The following is a 23,473-nucleotide window of genomic DNA, read 5'->3' as shown; positions in this document are numbered from 1 at the left end:
CCTACGAAACGCTTGTCACGCAGTAAAGCTGGAATGAAACGTTTGTGTCAATCAGATTCCGTCAGGCCGGCACCGGGCGCGGTCGGCTGCTGCGGAGCAGGATCAGCACCATGATCGAGATGTTCATGACGTTCCAGCCGATCCCGTTCCAGAAGGCGGCCGCGTAGGAACCGGTGAGGTCGTAAATCCAGCCTGAAAGCCAGCCGCCCAGCGCCATGCCGGCGATCGTCGCCATGATGACAACGCCAACGCGCTGGCCGGCTTCGCGTGCCGGCAGATATTCGCGCACGATCATGGCGTAGCTCGGCACGATGCCGCCCTGCGACAGGCCGAAGACCATGGACACGATATAGAGCGAGACCAGGCCGTCGAACGGCACGTAGGCGAAAAGCGCCAGGCATTGCAGCACGGAGCCGATCAGCAGCGTCTTCACGCCGCCGATATAGTCCGCCAGGAAACCGGAGACGAGCCGGCTCGCGATGCCACCGACCAGCATCAGCGACAGCATCTCCGATCCGCGCGCGACGCCGTAGCCAAGGTCGACGCAGTAGGCGACGATGTGAACCTGCGGCATGGACATCGCCACGCAGCAGCCCACGCCGGCAAGGCACAGCAGCAATTGCAACGCGCGCGGCGAGAGATCGATGGAGCGCTTATGCGCCACGCCGGTGGCAGCGACTGACTCCGGCTCGGCATAGGGCGCGCGGCGGCGCAGCAACTGCGCCAGCGGCACCATCGTCACCACACAGACAATGCCGATCGCGATATAGGTGAAACGCCAGCCCTCGGTGGGCAGCGTAAACTGCATCACCAGCGGCCAGATCGCGCCGGCAAAATAGTTGCCGCTTGCGGCGGCGGCGACAGCCACGCCGCGGCGACGATCGAACCAGTGCGAGAGATCGGCGATGAGCGGGCCGAAGGTGGCGGAGGCCCCGAACCCGATCAGTGCCTGCAGCAGCGCGAACAGCCAGATGGAGGGTGCGATGGCTGCCAGCACGTAACCTGCAAGAAGCGAGCCGGCCGCAACCATCATCGGCAGCAGGATGCCGGCCCGATCGACGAACCTGCCGATCATGACGTTGCCGAAGGCGAAGCCGATCATGGTGGCGGTGTAGGGCAGCGAGGCGACGCCACGATCGACGCCGAATTCCGCCTGGACCGCCGGCAAGACGACGATGACCGACCACATGCCGACACTGCCGATCGTGGCGATCAGCACCGAGACGAGCAGCCTCGTCCAGGCATAGCGGCCGTCTATGTCGGCCCGAGCCTTCGCGTTCGCCGCGGCATCCATGGCGTTTTCCGATCCCTTTCGGCGGCGGTCCCGCCATCATGTTTTCAATGGCAGCATCGTCGCTTCGTGCCGCGGGCCAAAGCGCCACGGGCAAGACATCGACCGTTCCAGACAGCTCAGGCCGGCGTGATGATAACTGCTATCAGATGAGCCATTGCGGGTTCAGGCCCAGTCGCCGCCGTCCTTCCACTTGATCGAGCAGCCTACAGAGGCGACCTGCTCGCGCGGTCCCTCGCCCGTCTGCGCGATCTTGACCATCGCCTCGTAGAGATCGCGGCGAAGGTCGGCCGGCCCCTGCTCGCGGCGCGAGGCATCTAGCCGGCCGCGATACTGGAGGCGCATGTCGGCATTGAAGCCGAAGAAGTCCGGCGTGCATGCGGCGCCATAGGCCCGTGCAATCGACTGGTCCTCATCGTGGAGGTAGGGGAAGGTCATGCCGTGCTGGCGCGAGAACGCCTTCATGTTCTCGAATGAGTCTTCCGGATAGGCGTCGGCGTCGTTGGAGTTGATCGCGACGAAACCGATGCCGTGGGCGCTGAGGTCTCGCGCATCGCGCACGATGCGGTCGATCACCGCCTTCACATAGGGGCAGTGGTTGCAGATGAAGGCCACGACGAGGCCGCCGGGGCCGACATGCTCGGAAAGCTGATGCTCGTTACCATCCACACCGGGAAGGATCGCGTCGATCCCCTTCCAGCCAAAATCGCAAACGGGCGGAACCGCCGCCATGTTCATCCTCCATCGTCGGTGCATCGACGCCCATCATAGACATGTTTGGCTGCACCCGCGAAGTCCGGCGGCTCAATCGGAAAAAGCATCGGCCCGCCGCTTGGGAAAGCGGCGGGCCGGAAAGCCGGCTGCCAGGCGAGGGGAACCCGGCTGCGGCGTACTACTCGTGGACCCTGGGGTCTACTCGGCAGCCTTGAGGTTGACCCGACTCTCAGCCAAATTCGTCAGCTTTTCGTCAGTTGCCTTTTCCTCGTCGAGGTTCTTCTGAAGGACGGCGGCGCAGTCGTTGCGTCCCAGTTCCGTCGCCCAGGCGACAAGCGTGCCGTAGCGCGTCATTTCATAGTGCTCGACGGCCTGAGCGGCGGCGATCAGCGCGGCGTCGAGCACGCGGTCGTCGTCGACCTCACCAGCGACTTCGTCCGCTTCCTTCAGGATGCCATCGATAGCCGGGCAGTTTACCGCCTTGGCCTCGACCCCATGCATCTTGAACACCTGCTCCACCCTTTCGACATGGCCTTCCGTCTCAGCCATGTGCTTCTCGAAGCCCTTGCGGAGTTCGGCGCTCGTCGCCTTGTCGATCATCTTGGGAAGGTTCTTCAGTATCTGCTTTTCCGCATAGTAGATGTCGCGGAGCGTGTGGACGAAGAGATCGTCCATCGTTTTGATGTCCTTGGAAAAAATGCCCATCGTCGTAGCCTTTCTTGCTTCTTCTTTTTAAGGGGCGGCTGGCTCCCAGCGTTCATTCGATTGACGCCGGGGCCAGTGTCTGTCCGGACACCTCTCCAACGTCGAAGCGCGGAGGCGGTTCCGCTTGGGCCTGGCCAATCGGGATAATTTTTCGGCAGCGGGGCGGCGAGAAAGGGCGTTGCGCAAATGCAACACGGGCAGGCAATCGTCGCGCAGCCGCGAAAGGGCCGCGAATCACTCGCAATTGCGTCACGGATCGCGCCCTAAACAGCTACCCATTAACAACGCGTTCACGGGTTATTCACGGGTCTGCGCTACAATCAATGCCATTCGGAAGGGACATCCGAGAGGACGGGAAATTCGGGTCATGACGGTCTGGGCTCACATCATCAGCCGCGCAGTTTCGGTGCGCGAATTCTTCATGCCGAGCTACCGCCCGGAGCGCCATTACATGCGCGGCCCCGGCCCCGCCTGCGCACGCATCCGCGGCGTGCACCCCGACGCCAGCTTCCAGTAAGTCAGGGCTTTCGGCAGGGTTCGATGACGACCGGCTCCGCCGCGTCAGCGCCCACCTCGACACACCGGCCCTCCGCACAGACCGTCCAGCCCGAAGCCGTTGCGCCCGAGGCGGCAAGCACCAGTCGCGGCAGCGGCGGTATCGAGGGCTTCCAGCGCCACCATCCATCATGAAGAACCGAACCCTCGGGCGGGTCCATGCCGGCGCCCGAGCCCTTGACGCGTGCCTGCAAAGCGTGAAGGCCGGCCGGTGTCGCCAGCCAGTCCTCCTGCCATGCGATCTTCTCGACCGAGTGCTCCCAGGAGAGCGTGAACAGGCTCGCCGCCAGCATCAGCGTCTTGCCGGCAGCGGCGATGCACACGCTCATCCTATTCGCCCGCCTCGCGCGCAGGCGGCACCTGCTCGCGGGTGCGCCACCAGTGCAGGCCGATCATCGCGGCCGCCAGCGCAAAGCCGATCTCATCCGTTGCCGGCAGGGCGGCGATCAGCGTGAAGGCGGCAGCGGCTGCAAGCAGGCGCTCCCATATCGCGAGATCGGCGCGCAGATAGCCGATGACGGCGACGCCCCACAGCATGATCGACAAGCCCGTCTTGAAGACGATGTAGATCACGGCGGGCCAGAAGCCGATCGACTGGGTGAGAGCACCCCCGTCCTGCAGCATCAGCGCCGGCGTATAGACGGCCATGAACGGGATGACGAAGCCGGCAGCGGCGATCTTGATCGCCTGCATGGCGATCTTCAGCCCGCTTTCGCGCGCAATGGGCGCTGCTGCGAAGCAGGCGAGCGCCACGGGCGGCGTCAGATCGGCCAGTATGCCGAAATAGAAGACGAACATGTGGCTGACGATCAGCGGAACGCCCAGCGCCAGCAGAGCCGGCCCGGCGATCGTCGAGGTGATGATGTAGTTGGGGATCGTCGGGATGCCCATGCCGAGGATCAGACAGGTGATCATTGTCAGGACCAGCGACAGGAACAACGAGGTCTGGCCGACCGATACGATGTACTGACCGAAGGTGTTGGCGACGCCGGTCAGCGTCATGGTACCGATGATGACACCAACGACCGCGCAGGCGACACCAACAGGCAGGGCAGTCTTTGCGCCCTCGGCGAGGGAATCGCGGCAGGCCGCGAGCGTGTCGCGACCGCCCGCTATGAAAACGTTCACCAGGATCAGCGCCACAACAGCCGCCAGAATGACATTGATGCCGAGGCGGAAGAAGCTTGCCGCAACCACGCCAAGGCCGATCCAGAAGACGTAGCGCAGCACGGTGTTGGGCAGGCCGAGCGCAACGGTGGTGCCGAGGATGAGCAGGACTGTCAAAGACAGGCCGACGGTGCCGGCGAAGAGCGGCGTGTAGCCTGAAAAGAGCAGGTAGACGAGTGCAGCCAGCGGCAGGATCAGATACCAGCTCTCGCGGAGCGCGCGCAGCGGCGAAGGCAGTTCGGAGCGAGGCAGGCCCATCAGCCCGCGCTTGCCCGCTTCCAGGTGAACCATCCAGAAGGCCGAGGCGAAGTACAGGATCGCGGGGATGATCGCCGCCTTGACGACCTCGTAATATTCGATGCCCAGCGTCTCGGCCATGATGAAGGCCACCGCACCCATGACCGGCGGCATGATCTGCCCACCCATCGAGGACGTCGCCTCCACGCCGCCCGCAAAAGCGGGGCGGTAGCCGAAGCGCTTCATCAATGGGATGGTGAACTGGCCGGTTGTCACGACGTTTGCGACGCCCGAGCCGGAGATGGTGCCCATCATGCCGGACGAGATGACGGAGACCTTGGCCGCGCCGCCGCGCGCATGACCGACCCAGCCCAGCGATACGTCGGTAAACAGCTTGATCATGCCCGCCCGCTCCAGGAAGGAGCCAAACAGGATGAAAAGGAAGATATAGGTCGCCGATACGTAGATCGGGATGCCGTAGATGCCTTCGGTGCCGAACGCCATGTGGTCGATCACCTGATCGAAGGCGTAGCCGCGATGGTTGAGCGGTCGCGGCAGGTATTGGCCGAACAGGCAGTAAGCGAGGAACAGGCCCGAAATGATCGGCAGCGCCGGTCCCATGATGACCCAGGCGGCGATGAATACGGTGATCAGCGCGACGACGCCCACGGCGATGTCGCGCGTGAGCGGAAACCCCGTCCGCTGGATCAGTGGGACGTATTCCCACCACTGATAGAATGCGACCGCCATGCCGGCGGCACCCAGCGCCCAGGCCACGGCGCGAACAGGAAGCGCACGGCCCGTCATCGCCGCGACCAGCGGGAAGGTCAGCAGCACCAGAAAGCCGAGATGGAAGGCGCGCACCACCTGGCTCGGCAGGTTGATGATGTGCGCTGCGGAACCGATCTGGTAGAGCGAGAAGGCTACCGCGATCCAGAACAGAACCCTGCCTTCACGGGTCAGCGGAAAGCTGCCATGGGTGGGATCGTGAATGGCTGCCGCGGCCTCGTCCGCCTTGGACGGGCTGGATGCTGCATTGGTCATCGCGTGCTCCGAAAGGGATAGCCACGTTGCTGCGGGCAACGGGCCGGCGCGAAACCGCGCCGGCCGATTGCACGCCCCGAAGGCGAAGGCCTAGAGGAGGCCAGCTTCCTTGTAGTAGCGCTCGGCGCCCGGATGCAGCGGGATCGGCAGGCCCTGCGGACCCTTCTCCGCGGAGATCGCACGGGCCGCCGAATGAGCGGCGACCATCTCGTCGAGGTTCTCGAACAGCAGCTTGGTCATCTGATAGGCGACCTCGTCGGTGACACCGTCATGCGTGACGAGGATGTTGGTGATCGCCACGGTCGGCACGTCCTCGGCCTGGCCTTCATACGTGCCGGCAGGTATCGTCGCCGCGATGAATGGCGCGCCCATGCTTTCCGCGATCTCGGCCGGCACCGCCACGACAGTGGTCGGCAGCGAGATCGCCAGATCCTTGATCGAGGCGACGCCGAGGCCGGCAGACTGAAGCGTAGCGTCGAGCTGGCGGTTCTTGATGAGTTCGACGGATTCGGCGAACGGCAGGTATTCGAGCTTGCCGAGGTCGTCGTAGCTCATGCCGGCCGCCTCGAAGATGGCGCGCGCGTTAAGCTCGGTGCCCGACGCGGGCGCGCCCACCGACAGGCTCTTGCCCTTGAGCCCTTCAAGATCGGTGATGCCGGACTCCTGCGAGGCGACGATCTGAACGTAGTTCGGATAGATCGCGGCGATGGCGCGCAGCTTGTCCAGCTTGCCGGGGAAGCCGGCTTCGGTGTTGCCCGCCCAGGCGTTCTGAACCGAGTCGCCGAGCGCCAGCGCGATCTCGCCACGGCCCTGCTGCAGCAGGTTGAGGTTTTCGACCGACGCCTTGGTCGACTGGACCTGCGTCTGCACGCCGTCCATGTTGTCGCTGTAGATCTTCGCCAGCGCCACGCCCAACGGATAATAGACCCCCGACGTGCCACCGGTCAGCACGTTGATGAATTCCTGCGCCTTGGCAGCGGTCGCGCCGAAGCCCAGCGACACGGCGACAGCGCCGGCGGCAAGCAGATTCCTGGTGACGTGTTTCATGGTGCAAAGTCCTCCCTGACTTCCTGTCGTGACACGGCACCGATGCCGCGCACCCGGATGAAACCTAGCATCCTGCGTGCCATTTCCAAGCATTTCGCCAAAGCCTTGGAATTCCCGGCTCTCAGCGAGCTTCTTCCTGCTGGTCGCGGCAGGATTCCGCCTGACCCTACGAAAGCGCGGCAAGAATCCGCCGAAGTCTCAGGATCGCGACGGCCTCAGCCCATGGCGCTGGATCTTTTCGTTCAGCGTTCGCAACGGCACTCCAAGCAGGCGGCTCGCCTCCTGCGTATTGCCCCCGGTTTCGGCCAGCATCTGTGCAATGAGCCGCGCCTCGTAGGTCGCGACGCGCTCTGCAAGCGACGGCTGGTTAGCCTGCCCCGCGACCGCCGACCCCGGATCCAGCGTTAGTCCGAGCGCAAAGCGCTCGGCGGCGGCGCGCAGCTCTCGCACATTGCCCGGCCAGTCGGTATCCTCGAGAGCAGTCAGCAGGCCCGCATCCGGCTCTCGCGGATCAACGCCGTGGCGGTTTGCCGCCTCGATGCAGAAATGGCGGAACAGCAAGGCCACATCCTGGCGGCGCTGGCGCAGCGGCGGGATGGTGACGATGACCGTCGCAAGGCGGAAATAGAGGTCGGCGCGAAAACGCCCCGCGTCGCTCTCCGCACGCAAATCCGCCTTGGTCGCGGCAACGAAGCGGACATCGACCGGCACGTGCCGGTTCGAGCCGAGCGGTTCGACCTCGCGTTCCTGTATCACACGCAAAAGCTTCGCCTGAAGGCCAAGCGGCATCGATTCGACTTCATCGAGGAAAACCGTGCCGCCATTCGCGTGCTCGATGCGACCGACGCGTTTCTGGGCCGCTCCGGTGAACGCGCCGCGATCGTGGCCGAATACCTCGCTTTCAAAGACGCTTTCGGGAATGGCGGCGCAATTGAGGGCGACGAAGGGACTGCCGCTGCGCTTGCCGAAATCATGCAGCGCGCGCGCCACGACCTCCTTGCCGGTACCCGTTTCGCCATGGATGAGCACATCGACGTCGAGCGATGCCAGTTGCGCGACCTGCGCGCGCAGCGCCCGGGCCGGGCCGGAATCGCCTATGAAGCGCGTCTCGATCGACGCGGAAGCGCCAACCGCATCGCGCAGCCGCTCGACCTCGCTGTTCAGCCGGCGTTGCGAGACGGCGCGGTCGAGCACGGCGACCAGATGGTCGGCGTCGTAGGGTTTTTCCAGAAAGTCATGCGCGCCGCCACGCATCGCCTCAACCGCGAGGGGAACATCGCCGTGACCGGTAAGGAGGATGACGGGCAGAGCGGCGTCCCTGCGTCGTGCCTCCGCAAGCAGCGCGAGACCGCCCATGCCAGGCATGCGGACATCCGTGATCAGCGCGTCGCAGCCGCGCGCGTTGAACCCCGCCAAAGCGGCCTCGGCGTTGGGTGCGGTCACAACATCGAACCCGCTGAGGACAAGCCACTCCCGCGCGGATTCGCGCACATTCTCCTCGTCATCGACGAGCAACACGAAGCCCCGACTCATTCCGCGGCCTCGCGGAGCCGGTTCTCGCTGATCACGGGGAGGTCTATGCGAAAGGTGCAGCCACCTTCCTCGCGCGTTTCGAAATTCATCCCGCCACCGAACTCGTCCAGGATCGCGCGCGATATGGAAAGGCCGAGCCCCAACCCCTCGCCGGTGAGCTTGGTGGTGAAGAACGGCTCCGGCTCGGCGATGCGGTCACGCAGATGCTCCGGTATGCCGATGCCATTGTCGCGCACGAATAGGCGCACGCGCTGCCCGTCGTGCTCGCTCCACAGCTCGACCTCTCCCTCCGGCCTCTCCTTAACCGCATCCAGCGCGTTGACAACCAGATTGAGGATGACCTGTTCCAGCCGTGTGGTGTTGGCAAGAACACTCGGAGGCGACGACGATTTGCGCAGCTTGACCTGCGCGCCCTGCTCGGTTGCGCGCGCCGCGGCCAACTCGACCGCAACGGCCATCGCCTTGTCGACATCCACGGGTTCGAGCCTGACCGGCTCGTTGCGCGCGAAGGATTTCAGCAGTTTCACGGTTCGCTGGATACGGCGTACCAGATCGCGCGCGGAGCGCACCTTGTCGGCGACAGCGGCCGCGTCACCGCGCGACGCCAGCAATCCGGTCGAAGCGAGCGTATTCTCCATCGCCGCGAGCGGTTGGCTCACTTCGTGAACAATCGCAGCCGACATCCGTCCCAGTGCCGCCAGCTTGGCCGCTTGAATGAGGGATTCCTGCGCCTGACGCAGCTCCGCTTCGGCGCGGCGGCGATCCTCCACCTGCCTGTTCAGTTCGGCGGTTCGCTCGACCACGCGCCGTTCGAGTTCGGCGTGGGCATGCAGCCGCGCCCGCGTGAGCTGGCGCCGCTGCCGCATATAAAGGCCGGCGCCGGCGATCAGCAGGCCGGCCAACGCGGTCAGCAGCGCCAGCAGCAGGCTGTTGGCGCGGATCGGCGCGAGGCTTGCGAGCCCGAGCAGCCTCCATCCATCCGGGTCTATGCCCACCTGCAGAACGAGGCGGCGCGCATCCTCGCCGTCGACAAGCGCCGTTTCCGGGAGCCTGCCGGCATCGGAAAAGATCGGGTTGGCCGCCGCGAGATCGGCACTGCCATATTTGCGGGTGCGGGCGAGGTCGAACAGGGTTTCCTCGCTCAATGCCTGCAGCGGCCGGTATTTCCACGGCGCATGACCGGTAAGGAATACGACCCCGTCAGCGTCGGTGACCGCGACGATCGAGCGGGCATCGGTCCACGTCGCCTCGATCTTGCGCATGTCGACCTTGACGATGGCAACGCCGACGACCCGGCTGTTGTCGCGAATGACGGAGGACAGGAAATAGCCGGGTATGCCCGTCGTCGCGCCGACCGCATAATAGCGCCCCTCGCCGCGCGCGAGCGCGTCGGTGAAATAGGGGCGGTACTGATAGTTCTCGCCGACAAAGCTGGTCGGCTCGGCATGGTTGCTGGCGGCGACTGCCAGACCGTCCAGCTTCATCACGTAGAGTTCGTCGGCGCCGGAATCGGTTCGCACTGCCTCAAGATAGGCGTTGGCGCGCTCAATCGTGGCTGGCTCGGGAGAGGCCAACACGTCGAGAATGCGCCGGTCTCGCGCAATCACGGCGGGCAGGTAGCGGAAGCGCTCGATCACACCCTCGACGGTGCGTGCAAGCACATGCAGCTCGTCGTCGAGAGCCGCCAGCGCACGGCTCTTTCCGGTCTCAAGCGAGATGAACCATACCGCCGACGCGGCCGACGCGATCAGCGCCAGCGCCAGTATCGCGACGAGGCCGCGGCGAAAACGGAAACCGGGCATGGTCCTCCCGAGATGCTGCCCATTGCGTGGCCTCATACTAGAAGCCGCGCGCTCGTCGATGCAACTACGACCGCGTAGCGATCGCCGCGGCGGCGCCAGCCATGAAGGTTGCCGCCGTGCGGTTAAGCGCCTTGAGCGCGCGCGGTGTCGCCAGGAACCAGCGTGCCTTGGCGGCCAGCGCCAGGTAAGGCATCAGGACCACGAGCAGAACCATGGCGGTGATTGCAATAAGTACGCCGTAGTCGGACGGGGTGATCGAAGCGATATCGATAATCGTCGGTGTGATCGCCAGATAGAACACCATCACCTTCGGATTGCCAAGCGTGACCAGCAGCCCGCTCAGCACGCTGGTCCAGATGCCGCCGCGGGTACGGTCGGCATCGACCTTTTCGGCGGTTATGCCGGTGCGCCAGAAGTTCCAGGCCATCCAGGCGAGATAGGCAACACCAACCCACTTGATGACGAGAAAGGCCGTCCCGAACGTCTGGGCGACGAGAGCGAGACCCAGAACCACCGCCGTCAGATAGACCAGATCGCCAAGAACCAACCCGAACGCCATGAAGATGGCCGAGCGGAAACCGGAGCCGAGGGCCCGCGCGACGAGGGCAACGACGCCGGGACCGGGAATCGCGGCAGCTATGGCGAGCGCGCCAGCATAGGTGACGAAGCCTGCGAGGGTCATGTCTGGGAAGCCTCCGAGAATTGCGGCTTCCCTATCGCATGACGCGGGCCTCTTTGGAAGCGTGTCGCCTACCCCCGCGCGGGTATGGTGAGGCCCTTCTGGCTTGCCGGTCGCGCCAGGCATCGATCCAGCCACGCGATCGTTTCGGGAAAATCACTGAGCCCGATAAGGTCATCCGCCTGATAGAAATCGCGCAGCGTCCGCACCCATGGGAAGGTTGCGATGTCAGCGATGGTGTATTCGTCGCCCATGATCCACTGGCGACCCTTCAATCGTCCTTCGAGAACGCCCATCAGGCGCTTGGACTCGTTTGCGTAGCGGTCTAGCGGCCGCTTGTCCTCGATCTCCTTGCCAGCAAACTTGTAGAAGAAGCCGAGCTGGCCGAACATCGGCCCAACCCCCGCCATCTGGAAGAAGACCCACTGGATCGTCTCGTAGCGGGCTGCCGAATCCGCCGGAATCAGCCTGTCGGCCTTCTCGGCGAGATAAAGAAGGATCGCCCCGGACTCGAACAGGGCCAGTGGCTTGCCACCAGGCCCATCCGGATCGACGATTGCCGGGATCTTGCCGTTGGGGTTGAGGGACAGGAAGTGGTCCGTCCAGGTCTCGTTCTTGGTGATGTCGATCAGGTGAGCCTCATAGGGCAGGCCCAGTTCCTCCAGCGCTATCGAGATTTTCACGCCGTTGGGCGTGGGGAAAGAATAGAGCTGCAGCCTGTCTATGTCCCGGGCCGGCCAACGCGTGGCGACCTGGAAGCCGGAAAGATCGGTCATGGGAACGTCCCTGTTACGGTGGTGCCACAGAACGCGGCGGGAGAGGATAACCGGTTTTAGATAGCGAGCCGGCTTGCCGATACAAGGCAACCGGGACCGGCTTCCTGACACTGTTTCAGGGACGGTATGCCTTTACGGCAACAGTCGCGTTGGTGCCTCCAAACGCGAAAGAATTGCTGATTGCGGCGCGTATCTCGCGTTGCCGCGCCGCGTTGGGCGTCACATCGAGGTCGCAGGCCGGATCGGCTTCACGATAATTTGCAGTCGGCGGCACGACCCCGTCGGTGATCGCCTTGACGCATGCGATCAGTTCGATCGCGGCCGTCGCCCCGAGGCAATGGCCATGCATGGACTTGGTGGACGAGACCGATAGCCGATCCGCCGCCGCCCCAAAGGCACCACGGATCGCCTGCGTTTCTATCTGGTCATTTGCCTTCGTGCCGGTGCCGTGCGCGTTGACATAATCGACGTCTTCGGGCGCGAGCCCGGCGTCCTCGAGGCAGTTGCGGATCGCGTTCGTCGGCCCGTCGACAGTGGGGGCGACGATATCGGTGGCGTCGGCCGACATGCCCGCACCCGCGTATTCTGCAAGAATGGTCGCGCCACGCGCCAGCGCGTGGTCGAGCGTCTCCAGAACGACGACGCCGGCGCCCTCGCCGATAACCAGACCTTCGCGATCGGCGGAAAACGGCCTGCATGTCTCCTTGGCAAGAACCCGCAACGCCTCCCAACCCTTGAGGATGCCCCAGACCAGCGGCGCTTCAGTGCCGCCTGCCAGCATCACATCGGCTCGGCCGAGCAAAAGCTGGTCGACGGCACTGCTGATCGAGTGATTGGCAGTGGAACATGCGGAACTCACGCCGTAGACAGGCCCGCGCAGCCCGAGATCCATGCTGACCTGACCAGCGGGTGCGCCGGTCATGGCGCGCGGCACGGAGAATATGTTGGCGCGCGGCCGGCCATCCAGCAGGATGCCCCGATAGTTGTCTTCGATGGTTTCCCAGCCGGCAACGCCCGCGCCAATGACGGCACCAACGCGTCGGGTGTTGTTCTCGTCGATGCCAAGGCCCGCCTGTGCGGCGGCCTCACGCGCGGCGATCACCGCAAGCAGGCTGAACCGGTCCATGGTGACGAGCCGGCGATGCTCGATGCCGTGCTCTGGCAACGTCTTTATCTCGGCGCCCGTATTCACCTTGAGATCATGCAGCGGAACCGTCGTCAGCGGGCCGATGCCCGAGCGGCCGGCACGCATGGCGTCCCAGATCGCCGCTACGTCGGTGCCGAGCGCGCAGACGCCGCCCAGGCCGGTAATGACGATCCGCGGTCTGGCCATGTCAGGATTTTTGCTGGATCAGGCCGCGCACGGCTTCGACGATATCGCCGACATTCGAGAGATTGGACCAGGCATCGACCGTGCTCATTTCGATCTCGATGCCGAACTCGTCCTCGAGGTCGAATATGATTTCGGTCAGCTCCAGCGAATGGATGCCGAGTTCCGTCAGGTCCGTGGCCAGCGTGACCTCGCCTGCATCAGGGCTGGCGTGCGCCTTGATCTTTTCGATGATTGTCGCCGCCAGTTCGTCACTCATTCCGCTACCCCCAAACCAGACTGTGCCCGCAAACGGGGCAAAACTCCTTGCATGCGCCTCTCCACGCACCTGTGACCTCTATAAGAACCCATTCGCCCTTGCGCAACAAGTGTCCCTGGCGACAATGCCCGGCAGCGGCGCGAATGGCACGAGCGTTGCTTTCATTTTGCGGCAAGGAGCCCGCATCGGATGAACCAACTGCAACCCCGCCTCGAGCAGGCCAAGCTGCAACGCGTATCGGCAAGCGGTGGATTGTCGGCGCGACGGCGCGATGGCACCACCCGCCTGGAAAGGCTCTATCAGGAAGGCGCCGCCAAAATCCGGCTGCCGGCGCGCGGGGACGGCCCACTGGAAGCGATCCTGATCAACACGGCCGGCGGCCTGACCGGCGGCGATCGGCTCGCATGGGACATAGAAGCCGGCGAAGATACGGCCGTCACCGTCACCACCCAGGCCTGCGAAAAGGTTTACCGCACCACGGCGGGGCATGCCGAAGTTACCTGCAAAGTCGTGGGCAGATCGGGCGCGCGGGTCGCATGGCTGCCTCAGGAGACGATCGTTTACGACCGCTCCGCTTTCCGTCGCACGCTCGATGTGACCCTTGCCGAGGATGCCGAGGCATTGCTCGTCGAGGCGACCATCTTCGGGCGGCGGGCGATGGGCGAAACCGTTCGGACGGCGATCTTCCGCGACCGCTGGCGCGTGCGCTGCGGAGATCGGCTGGTTCACGCCGAAGACTTCGCGATCGGCCCCGATGTCGCGGTCACAATCGGCCGGAAGGCCGGGCTTGGCGGCGCTGCAGCCTGCGCCACCATCCTTCTCGTGGGCCCTGCGGCTGCCGCCCATCTCGACGCGGTGCGGACCATAGTCGACGGTGCCGGCGGCGCTTCGGCATGGCAGGTCGGTTCGACTGGCAAGCTTCTTGCGAGGCTGGTCGCAACCGACGGCTACGCCCTGCGCGAGCGGCTGGTTCCGCTTGTCGCGATGCTCAACGGACAGGCAGGCCTGCCTAAAACCTGGTCACTTTAAAGGGTGGAGAACGATGAACCTGACGCCGCGTGAAAAAGACAAGCTGCTGATTTCCATGGCCGCCATTGTGGCCCGCAGGCGGCTGGAGCGCGGAGTCATGCTCAACCATCCCGAAGCGATCGCCCTGATTACCGATTTCGTCGTCGAAGGCGCCCGTGACGGCCGTACCGTTGCAGACCTTATGGAGGCCGGCGCGCATGTCGTGACGCGGGAACAGGTGATGGAGGGCGTGGCCGAGATGATCCAAGACGTGCAGGTGGAAGCGACATTTCCCGACGGCACCAAGCTCGTCACCGTGCACGAACCGATCCGCTAGGAGTTCGCGATGCTTGAACTGCGCCCCAACTGCGAGTGTTGCGACCGCGACCTGCCACCCGCGGCACGGGACGCCGTGATCTGCACCTTCGAATGCACCTTCTGCGCAAGCTGCGCCTCCGACGTGCTCGGCGGCGTCTGCCCGAATTGCGGGGGCGAACTCGTTCGCCGTCCGATCCGGCCCGCCGACAAGCTTTCACGCTTCCCTGCATCGACGCAGCGCGTGCTCAAGGCGGATGGCTGCGCGCCGAAGGAAGCCGCATGAAGAGGTTTCATCGAGATGACAAACCAAGGGAACACTCCATGACAAGAACCAGGATCGCATCGCTTGCGGCATTCGCCTTCATCGCGAGCGCAAGTCCGGCTCTCGCCCACCTCGACCCCGTGGAGCACGGCTCCTTCATGGCCGGCTTCTCGCACCCGCTGTTCGGCACCGACCACATCCTTGCCATGGTCGCGGTCGGCCTGTGGGCAGCACTGCTTTCCGGCCGAGCCCTGTGGCTGGTCCCGCTTGCCTTCGTGGGAACCATGCTCGCCGGCTTCCTGGCCGCGATGGCTGGCGCGCCACTGCCATTCGTGGAGCCGGCAATTCTCGCCTCGGTGGTCGTCATCGGGCTGCTTGCAGCGATCGCGCTCAACGTGCCAACCGGGGCGGCGATGGCCATGGTCGGCTTCTTCGCATTCTTCCACGGGCACGCCCATGGCGGGGAGATCGGCGAGGCGGGCGCCTATGCCTATGCTGCCGGCTTTGCCATCGCCACGGGATTGCTTCACGCTGCGGGTGTGGCCGCGGGTCTATTCGTCGGCAGGCTCTTCGGCGGCGATGCCGGCCGCACGGTCACGCGTATCGCTGGCGCTTTGACGGCGCTGGGCGGTGTCTGGCTGGCCATCGGCGGCTGAGGGAGGCGTCAATGATACCGGGCGAGATAATCACCGCAGAGGGCGAGATCGAACTCAACGCCGGCCAGCCGACGGTGACGCTCAAGGTGGCAAACAGCGGCGATCGGCCGATCCAGGTCGGCAGCCACTACCACTTCTTCGAGACGAATGAGGGGTTGCGCTTCGATCGGGAAAAGGCACGCGGAATGCGTCTCGACATTGCCTCCGGCACGGCCGTTCGTTTCGAACCCGGGCAGGAGCGCGACGTCACCCTCGTGCCGCTCGGCGGCCAACGCCAGGTCTATGGCTTCAGGCAGCAGGTAATGGGCCCGCTATGAGCGGACAGGCGGCCAGCCCTGCCTTCGTATTATCAGGGCTCGCCGCCCGCGACGAAGATCGTCACGGCGTTCTGGTCGTGAAATTCGAGGGCGATGACGTCGGTGAGCAGGACAGAACGCGAATCGATGGCATGGTAGAAGATCGCGCTACCCTGGATAGCTTCGCGCAGAACGGCGACGTCGTCCTTGTACTCTTCCATCTTCGCCTCGACGGCCGTTTCTTCCTCGCCCAGATCCGGAAGGAAGACGATCTCCACATCATCGATGGAGAAACGCTTGCGCACGTCCGCGGCGTTGTCGGTCGACTTCTCGATCGCCGCCAGAATGCGCTCTTCATCGGCGGCCGTCTTGCTTTCACCCGTCTTCACATCAGAACCGACGATGGTGTCGATGGCCTCCTCCGAATCCAGACCCTGTGCGAGCAGTGCGACATTGGGCGCAGATGCGAGGAGAAAGGCAGTCGCGAATACGGCATGAAGCCAGTTCGGCCTGTCGGAGGCAATCGTGAATGGCAAAAGTCAGGCTCCCTTTCATTTGATCGGGCTGATCGCGCCCGAACCAGACTCATCAATGCGCGACCGGCGCATTTGGTTCAGGCCAAGCCTACACAAGCGGTCGGCACAGCGAAACCGACGGATCGTCGCGCATCGGTCGGCCGGCGCGAGATCGAGCTCGCGCCGGCCGATGAAAGTCAGCAACAATCACATCACGTAGACGGTAACCTGACCATCCGCTTCAATCTGGGCCGCAACCACCGCCGAGGTGTCGACCCCCTGGCTGCGAAGTTCCTCGCTGAGCGCCGCATTGGCGCCGATCGATGTGCGCAGCTCATCCAGGCTGTCGCTGTTCTGGCTCACGGCCTGATCGAGCGCGGCCTGATCGTGACCTTCCAGATCGCTGACGCTGACAACCTTGACGGTGTCGACCTCACTCAGCGTACCGATCGCCTGTGCGTTGGACGAGCCGGCGCCGATAGCCGTCAACGCGGATTCGAAATTCCCACCGATCGCGGCCGTGGTGCCGGTATCGACATCCGGCATCGTCGTGGTCGCGCCGGCATCGCCGGAGAGGTCCATCTTGCTTTCCGCAAGGGCCGGAGCGGCGAGAACCGAAGCACCCAGAAGAGCGGCGGTGGTGAGGCCAAGAATGCGTTTCATGATCGTACCTTTCATTCCGTTCGGGTTTGTCCCTTCTTTCGGAGCGGCCGCGTCGAGGCGGCCACCGGGGAAATGCATGGGCCCGCCTCCGGTTTCATGAACGCAGCGACCTTTTCGGGGTCATTTGGTGGCGGCAATGTGCAAGCCGCCCGACGCCTTCGCCAAACGCCTTTTACGGCTCCGCCGACAGCACACTGATCCGAGGGAAACAGCCCATGCCCGCAAGAATCCAGCGCTCCGCCTATGCCCGCATGTTCGGCCCGACCACGGGCGACAAGGTGCGGCTGGCCGACACGGAACTGTTCGTCGAGGTCGAGAAGGACTTCACCGTCTATGGCGAAGAGGTGAAGTTCGGCGGCGGCAAGGTGATCCGCGACGGCATGGGCCAGAGCCAAGCGAGCCGCGCCGACGGCGCCGTCGATACCGTCATCACCAATGCGCTCGTGCTCGACCACACCGGCATATACAAGGCCGATATCGGGCTCAGGGACGGACGCATCGCCGGCATCGGCAAGGCCGGCAATCCGGATACCCAGCCGGGCGTCACCATCGTCGTCGGGCCGGGCACCGAAGCAATCGCCGGCGAGGGCAGGATCCTGACGGCGGGCGGCTTCGACGCGCATATCCACTTCATCTGCCCGCAGCAGATCGAGCAGGCGCTGATGTCGGGCGTGACCACCATGCTGGGCGGTGGCACCGGCCCGGCCCACGGCACGCTGGCGACGACCTGCACGCCCGGCCCTTGGCATCTCGGGCGGATGATCCAGTCGTTCGACGCGTTTCCGATGAACCTCGGCCTGTCGGCCAAGGGCAACGCATCGCTGCCGGCCGCACTGGAGGAGATGATCCTCGGCGGGGCCTGCGCGCTGAAGCTTCATGAGGACTGGGGCACGACGCCGGCGGCGATCGACAACTGCTTGTCGGTCGCGGACGACTACGACGTGCAGGTGATGATCCACACCGACACGCTCAACGAGAGCGGCTTCGTCGAGGATACGGTCGCGGCCTTCAAGGGCCGCACGATCCATGCCTTCCACACAGAGGGCGCGGGCGGCGGCCATGCGCCGGACATCATCAAGGTGTGCGGGCTTTCAAACGTGATCCCCTCATCCACCAACCCGACCCGCCCCTATACGCACAACACCATCGCCGAGCATCTCGACATGCTGATGGTGTGCCACCACCTCTCGCCTTCGATTCCCGAGGACATCGCATTTGCCGAAAGCCGCATCCGCAAGGAAACGATCGCGGCGGAGGACATCCTGCACGACATGGGCGCCTTCTCGATCATCTCGTCGGACAGCCAGGCGATGGGCCGCGTCGGCGAGGTCATCATCCGCACCTGGCAGACCGCGGACAAGATGAAGCGACAGCGCGGCGCGCTGAAGGAGGAGAGCGGCGACAACGACAATTTCCGCGCCCGCCGCTACATCGCCAAATATACCATCAACCCCGCGATCGCCCACGGGATCAGCCACGAGATCGGCTCGATCGAAGTCGGCAAGCGCGCCGATCTCGTTTTGTGGAACCCGGCATTCTTCGGCGTGAAGCCGGACATGGTGCTGATCGGCGGCTCGATCGCGGCCGCGCCGATGGGCGATCCCAACGCCTCGATCCCGACGCCGCAACCGGTGCACTATCGCCCCATGTTCGCGGCGTATGGCAAGGCGGTCACCAACTCGTCGGTCACCTTCGTCAGCCAGGCCGCCCTCGATTTCGATCTCGGCAGGAGGCTGGGTGTCGAGAAGAGCATGGTGGCCGTCGCGAATACGCGCGACGGCATCGGCAAGCACTCGATGGTGCTCAACGATGCTACTCCGTATGTCGAGGTCGATCCGGAGACCTACGAGGTGCGCGCCGATGGTGAACTGCTCACCTGCGAGCCCGCGACCGTGCTGCCGATGGCGCAACGCTATTTTCTGTTCTAGCGTGCCGGCCGACATGCACAGGGAGGCTGCAAGCCATGATCTACGTCGTCGCCACGCTCACCATCAAGCCCGGTTCACTGGAGGCTCTGCGCGAACCCGCAGCAGCCTGCATGGCAGAGACCCGCAAGGAGAAGGGCTGCATTTCCTACGAACTTTTCGCCAGCCTCGACGATCCTCAGAAGCTCGTCTTCATCGAGCAGTGGGAGACGCGCGAGGACCTCACCGCCCATTCGAAGCAGCCGCATCTCCTCGCCTGGCGCGATGCCAGCGCGCCGCACCTCGTCGAGCGCCGGATCGAGATTGTGCATCCCGAGCGAATCGAGCAGTTCTGAAGCGCTCGCAACGCAAGGGAGGACAACGCATGTATCAGGCCGTCGGATCGCCGGGTTCCCGCCTCATCCGGGTCACCTGGATGCTGGAGGAACTCGGCCAGCCCTACAGCATTCTCAAGGTCAAGCAACACACTGACGAGATGCGCCGCTACAATCCCTCGGGCAAGGCGCCCGCGCTGATCGATGGCGACGTGGTGGTCACGGATTCCGCGGCGATCTGCGCCTATCTCGCCGAAAAGCATCCCGAGAAAGGCATGGCGCCGCAGACGCCGGCCGAGCGCGCCCACCTCAACGCCTGGCTTTTCTTCGCCCAGTCGGAACTCGAGGCGCCGCTGTGGAACAAGCTCAAGCACCGCATGCTGCTGGCCGAGGAAGAGCGGGTCGATGTCGGGCCCTGGACGACGGCGGAATTTACCCGCGAGATCCGCGCGCTAGAAATGCGGCTGGGCGAGCACGAATACGCCATGGGCGACCGCTTCACCGCTGCGGACGTGATTCTCGGCCATTGCGGGCAGTGGGCACGCAGCGCGCGCTTCGACGTGGCCTCGGACCGGGTCAATGCCTATTTCGACAGGGTGCTTGCCCGCCCCGCACTGGCGCGCGCGAAAGCCCGCGAGGAGGCCGCGTGAAGCTGCAGATCAACCAGGATTTCACCAAGCTGCCGCGCGCAGGCGCGATTGTCCGCGCGGCCGAGGCGGCAACCGGCACGGCGCCGTTCGACAGCGTTGTGCTTGTACATGACGAGCGCCATCTGCGCCGGCGGGTGGTCGAGCTTGCCGGCGGCGACAAGGTGCTGGTCGACCTGCCGGAGCCCACGGCGCTGGAAGACGGCGACCTGCTGGTGCTCGACGATGGCCGCACGGCGCGGATCGTCGCGGCCGAGGAGGAAGTCTACGAGATCGCCCCTCGCAATGCGCTGCACCTTGCCGAATTGTGCTGGCACATCGGCAATCGCCATCTCGCCGCGCAGATCGAGACCGGACGCATCCTCGTCCTGCGCGACCATGTCATCAAGGCGATGCTGGAAGGGCTCGGCGCGACGGTCACGGACATCGTCGCGACCTTCAACCCGGTGCGCGGCGCCTATTCCGGCCATTCGCACGGCCATGATCACCATCATCATGGCGAAGCCGACAAATTCGGACGCCTTCCCGGCGATCCGCATTACGGGCACAACCATGCCTGAAGGCGGGACGGCGTCGCTGCTGCGACTGATGGCATGGCTTTCGCCTGCCTTTCCCGTCGGATCGTTCAGCTACAGCCACGGGCTGGAGCGCGCCGTTCATGACGGACTGGTCGAAACCGGGGCCGACCTGGCCGAGTGGATCGCCACCTTGCTGGCCGAGGGTTCCGGCTGGAACGACGCGGTGCTGCTGGCCGAGAGCTTTCGCCTTTCCGCCAACGGGGCTTCGCTGAGCGACGTGGCCGAACTTGCCGAATCGATGGCCGGTTCCGCCGAGAGGCATCTGGAATCGACGCTGCAGGGTGCGGCCTTCCTCACATCGGCAGCATCCTGGCAGCCGGATATTGCCGATCGCTTGCCGACCAATTGCCCCTATTGCGTGGCGGTCGGCGCCGTGGCCGGGGCACAGGGCGTGCCCTTGGAAAGCGCGCTTGCCGCATATCTCCAGGCCTTCGCGTCGAACATGATCCAGGCCGCGATCCGGCTATCGGTCATCGGCCAGAGCGACGCGGTCGCAATTCTTGCCGGGCTCGAAACGACGGTGGCACAAACCGCTGCGCGTGCGGCAATCTCCTCGCTCGATGATCTTGGTTCGGCGACACTCGTTGCCGAGATCGCCGCGATGAACCACGAAACGCAATATTCGCGGCTGTTTCGCTCATGACCCTGGTCGCCACCCTCGTTGCGCTGGTGCTGGTCCTTCTCGCAGCGCTGCATGTCTATTGGGGCCTTGGTGGGGTCTGGCCGGGAACGGACCAGAAATCCTGCGCGCGGGCGATCGCCGGGTTCAAGGGCATCGATCGCATGCCGTCGCCGCCTGCGGCTTTTAGCGTGGCGGCCGCACTTGCCGTCGCGGCCCTGATCGCGCTGGCTCTGGCCGGCATCGTCACATTGCCGCTGCCGGCCGCGCTCATCCGGCTGGGCGGGCTTGGCGCCGCCCTCGTCTTCCTGGGACGCGGCATCGCCGGCTTCACACCTGCCTGGCGGCGGATCACGCCGGAAATGCCGTTCGCCCGCAACGACCGGCTTTATTTCTCACCGCTCTGCCTGCTGATCGGCGCGGGCTTCACCCTCCTGCTCTTTCAAGGAGTAGCCACATGACCTCACCAAACGGCCCCTTGCGCATCGGCATTGGCGGACCGGTCGGTTCCGGCAAGACGACGCTGACGGAAAAGCTCTGCAAGGCGCTGCGCGACGATTTTTCGATCGCCGTCATCACCAACGACATCTACACCAAGGAAGACGCGCTGATGCTGGCGCGGCTGCAGGCGCTGCCGGAAGACCGCATCATGGGCGTGGAGACCGGCGGCTGCCCGCACACCGCCATACGGGAAGACGCCTCGATCAACCTGCAGGCGATCGCCGAGATGCGTGGAAAATTTCCCGACCTCGACATCGTCTTCATCGAATCGGGTGGAGACAATCTCGCGGCGACCTTCTCGCCGGACCTCGCCGACATCACCCTCTACGTAATCTCGGTCTGCCAAGGTGAGGAAATCCCGCGCAAGGGCGGGCCGGGCATCACCCGCTCCGACTTCCTGGTCATCAACAAGTCCGACCTCGCGCCCTATGTGAACGTCAATCTCGACGTGATGACGGACGATGCAGGGCGGATGCGCAAGGGCAAGCCTTTCGGCTTCACCGACCTATCGCGCGGACGCGGCCTCCACGCCGTCGTGGGCTTTATTCTTGAGCAGGGTGGCCTGGAACCGGCCCGGAAGGTTGCGGCAGAGGCCTGATCGGGCCATGCTTGCGCCGAACCAGCGGAGCATCCAGAGATGAGCGTTACCCAGCTTTCCGAACGCAACCGGTCGAACCTTCCGTTTCAGGAAGAGCGCGCCGATCTCGCGGCGGCCTTTCGCTGGACGGCCCGGCTCAACATGCACGAAGCCGTGGCCAATCACTTTTCGCTGGCGGTGAACGAAAAAGGCACGCAGCTTCTGATCAATCCGAACCAGATGCATTTCTCGCGCATCCGGGCGTGCGACCTCTTGCTGATCGACGCCGACGACCCCGAAACGATGAACCGGCCGGACGCACCAGACCCGACCGCGTGGGGCCTGCACGGCGCGATCCACCGCAATTGCCCACATGCGCACTGCGTCATGCACGTCCACTCCGTGCACGCCACGGTGCTCGCCTCGCTTGCCGACTCGCGGCTGCCGCCGATCGACCAGAATTCCGCGATGTTCTTCAACCGCGTGGTGGTCGACGAGCATTATGGCGGCCTCGCTTTCGAGGAGGAGGGGGAGCGCTGCTCGAGGCTCTTCGCCGATCCCAAAGCGAAGGTCATGGTGATGGGCAATCACGGGGTGCTCGTCATCGGCGACACGGTGGGCGACACGTTCGACCGGCTCTATTATTTCGAGCGTGCCTGCGAGACCTATATCAAGGCCCTTTGGACGGGCAGGCCGCTACGTGTGCTATCCGATGCGGTCGCCGAAACGGTGGCAAGCCAGATGGACGATTATCCCGTGAACAGCGCCGGCCGCCATCTTCAGGAGCTCAGGCTTATCCTCGACGAGGAGGGCTCGAACTACAACGCCTGACTATCAGCCGTTCCTGATGGTCTCGTCGGGTGGGCGGCGGGAGGCCAGCACGCGCTCGGCATTGGGCAGGTCGTTGGAGAACACACGATTGCGCGCCTCGTCGGCGGCATGCCCATGGTCGAGCCAGCGCTGCACCAGCCGACGTTCAAGTTCCTGCATCGGCACATCAAGCCAGACGGAGTAGTCGAACAGCGGCCCAAGCCCATACCAGGGGCTTTCGTCGAGCAACAGGTAGTTGCCCTCGACCAGAACGAACCGGGCCTCCGCCGGCACAACCGCCGCGCCTGCGCGGGCAAGATCGGCCTTGCGATCGAACACTGGAACGGTCACATCCGCATCGGCTCTGCCCAGGCGTTCCAGCACATGGCGCAGGCCATCGAAGTCGAAGGTTTCCGGCGCGCCCTTGCGGGCCCGCAAACCGCGGGCATCCAGCACCGCGTTGTCATAGTGGAAGCCATCCATCGGCACGGTCACGGCGGTGCCTTCGGGCAGCAAGGGCATCAACGCTTCCGCGAATGTCGACTTACCCGAACCCGGCGGCCCGGCGATCGCCACCACAATCCGCTTGCGGCCGGCCGCCTTGCGAAACAGCGTCGCCGCCAGATGCGCAATCTCCGACATGGC

At 64.6% G+C, this 23,473-nt stretch carries 30 protein-coding genes; 14 read left to right on the top strand and 16 right to left on the bottom strand.

Going from position 1 to position 23,473, the window contains the following annotated elements:
- Window positions 1-61: 61 nt before the first annotated feature.
- From V1479_RS02615 to V1479_RS02605, 3 genes are all read right to left on the bottom strand, one after another.
- Complete coding sequence (locus tag V1479_RS02615) at window positions 62-1,294, bottom strand: MFS transporter (protein ID WP_368801531.1); 1,233 nt, start codon at window positions 1,292-1,294, stop codon at window positions 62-64.
- A gap of 162 nt (window positions 1,295-1,456) precedes the next feature.
- On the bottom strand, window positions 1,457-2,023 hold the full coding sequence (locus tag V1479_RS02610; RefSeq protein WP_368801530.1) for a thioredoxin family protein: 567 nt from the start codon (window positions 2,021-2,023) through the stop codon (window positions 1,457-1,459).
- 180 nt (window positions 2,024-2,203) lie between these two features.
- Window positions 2,204-2,710, bottom strand: coding sequence for a YciE/YciF ferroxidase family protein (locus tag V1479_RS02605; RefSeq protein ID WP_368801529.1), 507 nt, complete (start codon window positions 2,708-2,710; stop codon window positions 2,204-2,206).
- Window positions 2,711-3,077: 367 nt separating this feature from the next.
- Here V1479_RS02605 and V1479_RS02600 point away from each other — a divergent pair, with 367 nt between their 5' ends.
- Window positions 3,078-3,227: a hypothetical protein gene (locus V1479_RS02600; RefSeq protein WP_173188368.1), complete on the top strand. Its 150-nt coding sequence runs from the start codon at window positions 3,078-3,080 to the stop codon at window positions 3,225-3,227.
- 1 nt (window position 3,228) lies between these two features.
- Here the strand turns inward: V1479_RS02600 and V1479_RS02595 are convergent, their stop codons facing one another.
- The 9 genes from V1479_RS02595 to V1479_RS02555 form a co-directional block, all read right to left on the bottom strand.
- Window positions 3,229-3,594: a DUF1850 domain-containing protein gene (locus tag V1479_RS02595; RefSeq protein WP_368801528.1), complete on the bottom strand. Its 366-nt coding sequence runs from the start codon at window positions 3,592-3,594 to the stop codon at window positions 3,229-3,231.
- Between the two features lies 1 nt (window position 3,595).
- Entirely contained in the window at window positions 3,596-5,713 is a 2,118-nt protein-coding gene (locus tag V1479_RS02590; RefSeq protein WP_368801527.1) for a TRAP transporter permease, read from the bottom strand.
- 90 nt (window positions 5,714-5,803) lie between these two features.
- On the bottom strand, window positions 5,804-6,760 hold the full coding sequence (locus V1479_RS02585; protein WP_368801526.1) for a TAXI family TRAP transporter solute-binding subunit: 957 nt from the start codon (window positions 6,758-6,760) through the stop codon (window positions 5,804-5,806).
- A gap of 198 nt (window positions 6,761-6,958) precedes the next feature.
- Window positions 6,959-8,293: a sigma-54-dependent transcriptional regulator gene (locus tag V1479_RS02580; protein ID WP_368801525.1), complete on the bottom strand. Its 1,335-nt coding sequence runs from the start codon at window positions 8,291-8,293 to the stop codon at window positions 6,959-6,961.
- On the bottom strand, window positions 8,290-10,095 hold the full coding sequence (locus tag V1479_RS02575) for an ATP-binding protein (protein ID WP_368801524.1): 1,806 nt from the start codon (window positions 10,093-10,095) through the stop codon (window positions 8,290-8,292). Before V1479_RS02575 ends, V1479_RS02580 begins: the two co-directional genes overlap by 4 nt.
- Before the next feature lie 64 nt (window positions 10,096-10,159).
- The gene (locus V1479_RS02570) at window positions 10,160-10,777 is read right to left on the bottom strand and encodes a LysE family translocator (protein WP_368801523.1); all 618 of its coding nucleotides are present in this window, start codon (window positions 10,775-10,777) and stop codon (window positions 10,160-10,162) included.
- A gap of 68 nt (window positions 10,778-10,845) precedes the next feature.
- Window positions 10,846-11,550, bottom strand: a complete 705-nt coding sequence (locus tag V1479_RS02565) for a glutathione S-transferase N-terminal domain-containing protein (RefSeq protein WP_368801522.1) — start codon at window positions 11,548-11,550, stop codon at window positions 10,846-10,848.
- 115 nt (window positions 11,551-11,665) lie between these two features.
- A complete protein-coding gene (locus V1479_RS02560) occupies window positions 11,666-12,883 on the bottom strand; it encodes a beta-ketoacyl-[acyl-carrier-protein] synthase family protein (RefSeq protein WP_173188386.1) in 1,218 nt (405 codons plus the stop codon).
- A gap of 1 nt (window position 12,884) precedes the next feature.
- Window positions 12,885-13,139 (bottom strand): acyl carrier protein, encoded by a 255-nt coding sequence (locus V1479_RS02555; RefSeq protein ID WP_173188388.1) that lies wholly within the window; start codon window positions 13,137-13,139, stop codon window positions 12,885-12,887.
- A gap of 189 nt (window positions 13,140-13,328) precedes the next feature.
- On the opposite strand from V1479_RS02555, the gene V1479_RS02550 reads away from it, so the two are divergent.
- From V1479_RS02550 to V1479_RS02530, 5 genes are read left to right on the top strand one after another with little or no spacing between them, the layout of a single operon-like run.
- Window positions 13,329-14,168, top strand: coding sequence for an urease accessory protein UreD (locus V1479_RS02550; RefSeq protein ID WP_368801521.1), 840 nt, complete (start codon window positions 13,329-13,331; stop codon window positions 14,166-14,168).
- A 13-nt stretch (window positions 14,169-14,181) separates the two neighbouring features.
- Entirely contained in the window at window positions 14,182-14,484 is a 303-nt protein-coding gene (locus tag V1479_RS02545) for an urease subunit gamma (RefSeq protein ID WP_173188392.1), read from the top strand.
- Window positions 14,485-14,493: 9 nt separating this feature from the next.
- On the top strand, window positions 14,494-14,748 hold the full coding sequence (locus V1479_RS02540; RefSeq protein ID WP_173188394.1) for a DUF1272 domain-containing protein: 255 nt from the start codon (window positions 14,494-14,496) through the stop codon (window positions 14,746-14,748).
- A 38-nt stretch (window positions 14,749-14,786) separates the two neighbouring features.
- On the top strand, window positions 14,787-15,383 hold the full coding sequence (locus V1479_RS02535) for a HupE/UreJ family protein (RefSeq protein ID WP_368801520.1): 597 nt from the start codon (window positions 14,787-14,789) through the stop codon (window positions 15,381-15,383).
- Between the two features lie 11 nt (window positions 15,384-15,394).
- A complete protein-coding gene (locus V1479_RS02530) occupies window positions 15,395-15,700 on the top strand; it encodes an urease subunit beta (protein WP_368801519.1) in 306 nt (101 codons plus the stop codon).
- Window positions 15,701-15,732: 32 nt separating this feature from the next.
- On the opposite strand, the gene V1479_RS02525 is transcribed toward V1479_RS02530, so the two are convergent.
- The 3 genes from V1479_RS02525 to V1479_RS02515 are packed head-to-tail and all read right to left on the bottom strand — an operon-like array spanning window position 15,733 to window position 16,857.
- Window positions 15,733-16,215, bottom strand: a complete 483-nt coding sequence (locus V1479_RS02525) for a hypothetical protein (protein WP_173188403.1) — start codon at window positions 16,213-16,215, stop codon at window positions 15,733-15,735.
- A gap of 15 nt (window positions 16,216-16,230) precedes the next feature.
- Window positions 16,231-16,398, bottom strand: a complete 168-nt coding sequence (locus tag V1479_RS02520) for a hypothetical protein (protein ID WP_368801518.1) — start codon at window positions 16,396-16,398, stop codon at window positions 16,231-16,233.
- A gap of 3 nt (window positions 16,399-16,401) precedes the next feature.
- The gene (locus tag V1479_RS02515) at window positions 16,402-16,857 is read right to left on the bottom strand and encodes a hypothetical protein (RefSeq protein ID WP_368801517.1); all 456 of its coding nucleotides are present in this window, start codon (window positions 16,855-16,857) and stop codon (window positions 16,402-16,404) included.
- Between the two features lie 215 nt (window positions 16,858-17,072).
- On the opposite strand from V1479_RS02515, the gene ureC reads away from it, so the two are divergent.
- The 8 genes from ureC to V1479_RS02475 are packed head-to-tail and all read left to right on the top strand — an operon-like array spanning window position 17,073 to window position 22,849.
- Window positions 17,073-18,785: an urease subunit alpha gene (gene ureC, locus V1479_RS02510; RefSeq protein ID WP_368801516.1), complete on the top strand. Its 1,713-nt coding sequence runs from the start codon at window positions 17,073-17,075 to the stop codon at window positions 18,783-18,785.
- 35 nt (window positions 18,786-18,820) lie between these two features.
- A complete protein-coding gene (locus tag V1479_RS02505; protein ID WP_368801515.1) occupies window positions 18,821-19,117 on the top strand; it encodes a putative quinol monooxygenase in 297 nt (98 codons plus the stop codon).
- Window positions 19,118-19,146: 29 nt separating this feature from the next.
- A complete protein-coding gene (locus V1479_RS02500; protein WP_368801514.1) occupies window positions 19,147-19,746 on the top strand; it encodes a glutathione S-transferase family protein in 600 nt (199 codons plus the stop codon).
- Entirely contained in the window at window positions 19,743-20,303 is a 561-nt protein-coding gene (gene ureE / locus V1479_RS02495; RefSeq protein WP_368801513.1) for an urease accessory protein UreE, read from the top strand. The genes V1479_RS02500 and ureE overlap by 4 nt, the downstream gene beginning before the upstream one ends.
- Complete coding sequence (locus tag V1479_RS02490) at window positions 20,239-20,964, top strand: urease accessory protein UreF (protein ID WP_438620476.1); 726 nt, start codon at window positions 20,239-20,241, stop codon at window positions 20,962-20,964. Before ureE ends, V1479_RS02490 begins: the two co-directional genes overlap by 65 nt.
- A complete protein-coding gene (locus tag V1479_RS02485) occupies window positions 20,961-21,401 on the top strand; it encodes a DUF3995 domain-containing protein (protein WP_368801511.1) in 441 nt (146 codons plus the stop codon). Before V1479_RS02490 ends, V1479_RS02485 begins: the two co-directional genes overlap by 4 nt.
- Entirely contained in the window at window positions 21,398-22,039 is a 642-nt protein-coding gene (ureG, locus tag V1479_RS02480) for an urease accessory protein UreG (protein WP_368801510.1), read from the top strand. The genes V1479_RS02485 and ureG overlap by 4 nt, the downstream gene beginning before the upstream one ends.
- 39 nt (window positions 22,040-22,078) lie before the next feature.
- Entirely contained in the window at window positions 22,079-22,849 is a 771-nt protein-coding gene (locus V1479_RS02475; RefSeq protein WP_368801509.1) for a class II aldolase and adducin N-terminal domain-containing protein, read from the top strand.
- A gap of 3 nt (window positions 22,850-22,852) precedes the next feature.
- On the opposite strand, the gene V1479_RS02470 is transcribed toward V1479_RS02475, so the two are convergent.
- Entirely contained in the window at window positions 22,853-23,470 is a 618-nt protein-coding gene (locus tag V1479_RS02470) for a nucleoside triphosphate hydrolase (protein WP_368801508.1), read from the bottom strand.
- Between the last annotated feature and the right edge of the window lie 3 nt (window positions 23,471-23,473).

It is taken from the genome of Neoaquamicrobium sediminum, from assembly GCF_040970315.1.
Classification (GTDB): Bacteria; Pseudomonadota; Alphaproteobacteria; order Rhizobiales; family Rhizobiaceae; genus Aerobium; species Aerobium sediminum.
Note: the sequence above shows the minus strand (reverse complement) of the source record. Positions and strands in the feature narration are given on the sequence as shown.

Coding starts and splice junctions, on each gene's coding strand:
- V1479_RS02615 (WP_368801531.1), bottom strand. CDS start 1,294: ATGGATGCCGCGGCGAACGCGAAGGCTCGGGCCGACATAGACGGCCGC.
- V1479_RS02610 (WP_368801530.1), bottom strand. CDS start 2,023: ATGGCGGCGGTTCCGCCCGTTTGCGATTTTGGCTGGAAGGGGATCGAC.
- V1479_RS02605 (WP_368801529.1), bottom strand. CDS start 2,710: ATGGGCATTTTTTCCAAGGACATCAAAACGATGGACGATCTCTTCGTC.
- V1479_RS02600 (WP_173188368.1), top strand. CDS start 3,078: ATGACGGTCTGGGCTCACATCATCAGCCGCGCAGTTTCGGTGCGCGAA.
- V1479_RS02595 (WP_368801528.1), bottom strand. CDS start 3,594: ATGAGCGTGTGCATCGCCGCTGCCGGCAAGACGCTGATGCTGGCGGCG.
- V1479_RS02590 (WP_368801527.1), bottom strand. CDS start 5,713: ATGACCAATGCAGCATCCAGCCCGTCCAAGGCGGACGAGGCCGCGGCA.
- V1479_RS02585 (WP_368801526.1), bottom strand. CDS start 6,760: ATGAAACACGTCACCAGGAATCTGCTTGCCGCCGGCGCTGTCGCCGTG.
- V1479_RS02580 (WP_368801525.1), bottom strand. CDS start 8,293: ATGAGTCGGGGCTTCGTGTTGCTCGTCGATGACGAGGAGAATGTGCGC.
- V1479_RS02575 (WP_368801524.1), bottom strand. CDS start 10,095: ATGCCCGGTTTCCGTTTTCGCCGCGGCCTCGTCGCGATACTGGCGCTG.
- V1479_RS02570 (WP_368801523.1), bottom strand. CDS start 10,777: ATGACCCTCGCAGGCTTCGTCACCTATGCTGGCGCGCTCGCCATAGCT.
- V1479_RS02565 (WP_368801522.1), bottom strand. CDS start 11,550: ATGACCGATCTTTCCGGCTTCCAGGTCGCCACGCGTTGGCCGGCCCGG.
- V1479_RS02560 (WP_173188386.1), bottom strand. CDS start 12,883: ATGGCCAGACCGCGGATCGTCATTACCGGCCTGGGCGGCGTCTGCGCG.
- V1479_RS02555 (WP_173188388.1), bottom strand. CDS start 13,139: ATGAGTGACGAACTGGCGGCGACAATCATCGAAAAGATCAAGGCGCAC.
- V1479_RS02550 (WP_368801521.1), top strand. CDS start 13,329: ATGAACCAACTGCAACCCCGCCTCGAGCAGGCCAAGCTGCAACGCGTA.
- V1479_RS02545 (WP_173188392.1), top strand. CDS start 14,182: ATGAACCTGACGCCGCGTGAAAAAGACAAGCTGCTGATTTCCATGGCC.
- V1479_RS02540 (WP_173188394.1), top strand. CDS start 14,494: ATGCTTGAACTGCGCCCCAACTGCGAGTGTTGCGACCGCGACCTGCCA.
- V1479_RS02535 (WP_368801520.1), top strand. CDS start 14,787: ATGACAAGAACCAGGATCGCATCGCTTGCGGCATTCGCCTTCATCGCG.
- V1479_RS02530 (WP_368801519.1), top strand. CDS start 15,395: ATGATACCGGGCGAGATAATCACCGCAGAGGGCGAGATCGAACTCAAC.
- V1479_RS02515 (WP_368801517.1), bottom strand. CDS start 16,857: ATGAAACGCATTCTTGGCCTCACCACCGCCGCTCTTCTGGGTGCTTCG.
- ureC (WP_368801516.1), top strand. CDS start 17,073: ATGCCCGCAAGAATCCAGCGCTCCGCCTATGCCCGCATGTTCGGCCCG.
- V1479_RS02505 (WP_368801515.1), top strand. CDS start 18,821: ATGATCTACGTCGTCGCCACGCTCACCATCAAGCCCGGTTCACTGGAG.
- V1479_RS02500 (WP_368801514.1), top strand. CDS start 19,147: ATGTATCAGGCCGTCGGATCGCCGGGTTCCCGCCTCATCCGGGTCACC.
- V1479_RS02490 (WP_438620476.1), top strand. CDS start 20,239: ATGGCGAAGCCGACAAATTCGGACGCCTTCCCGGCGATCCGCATTACG.
- V1479_RS02485 (WP_368801511.1), top strand. CDS start 20,961: ATGACCCTGGTCGCCACCCTCGTTGCGCTGGTGCTGGTCCTTCTCGCA.
- ureG (WP_368801510.1), top strand. CDS start 21,398: ATGACCTCACCAAACGGCCCCTTGCGCATCGGCATTGGCGGACCGGTC.
- V1479_RS02475 (WP_368801509.1), top strand. CDS start 22,079: ATGAGCGTTACCCAGCTTTCCGAACGCAACCGGTCGAACCTTCCGTTT.
- V1479_RS02470 (WP_368801508.1), bottom strand. CDS start 23,470: ATGTCGGAGATTGCGCATCTGGCGGCGACGCTGTTTCGCAAGGCGGCC.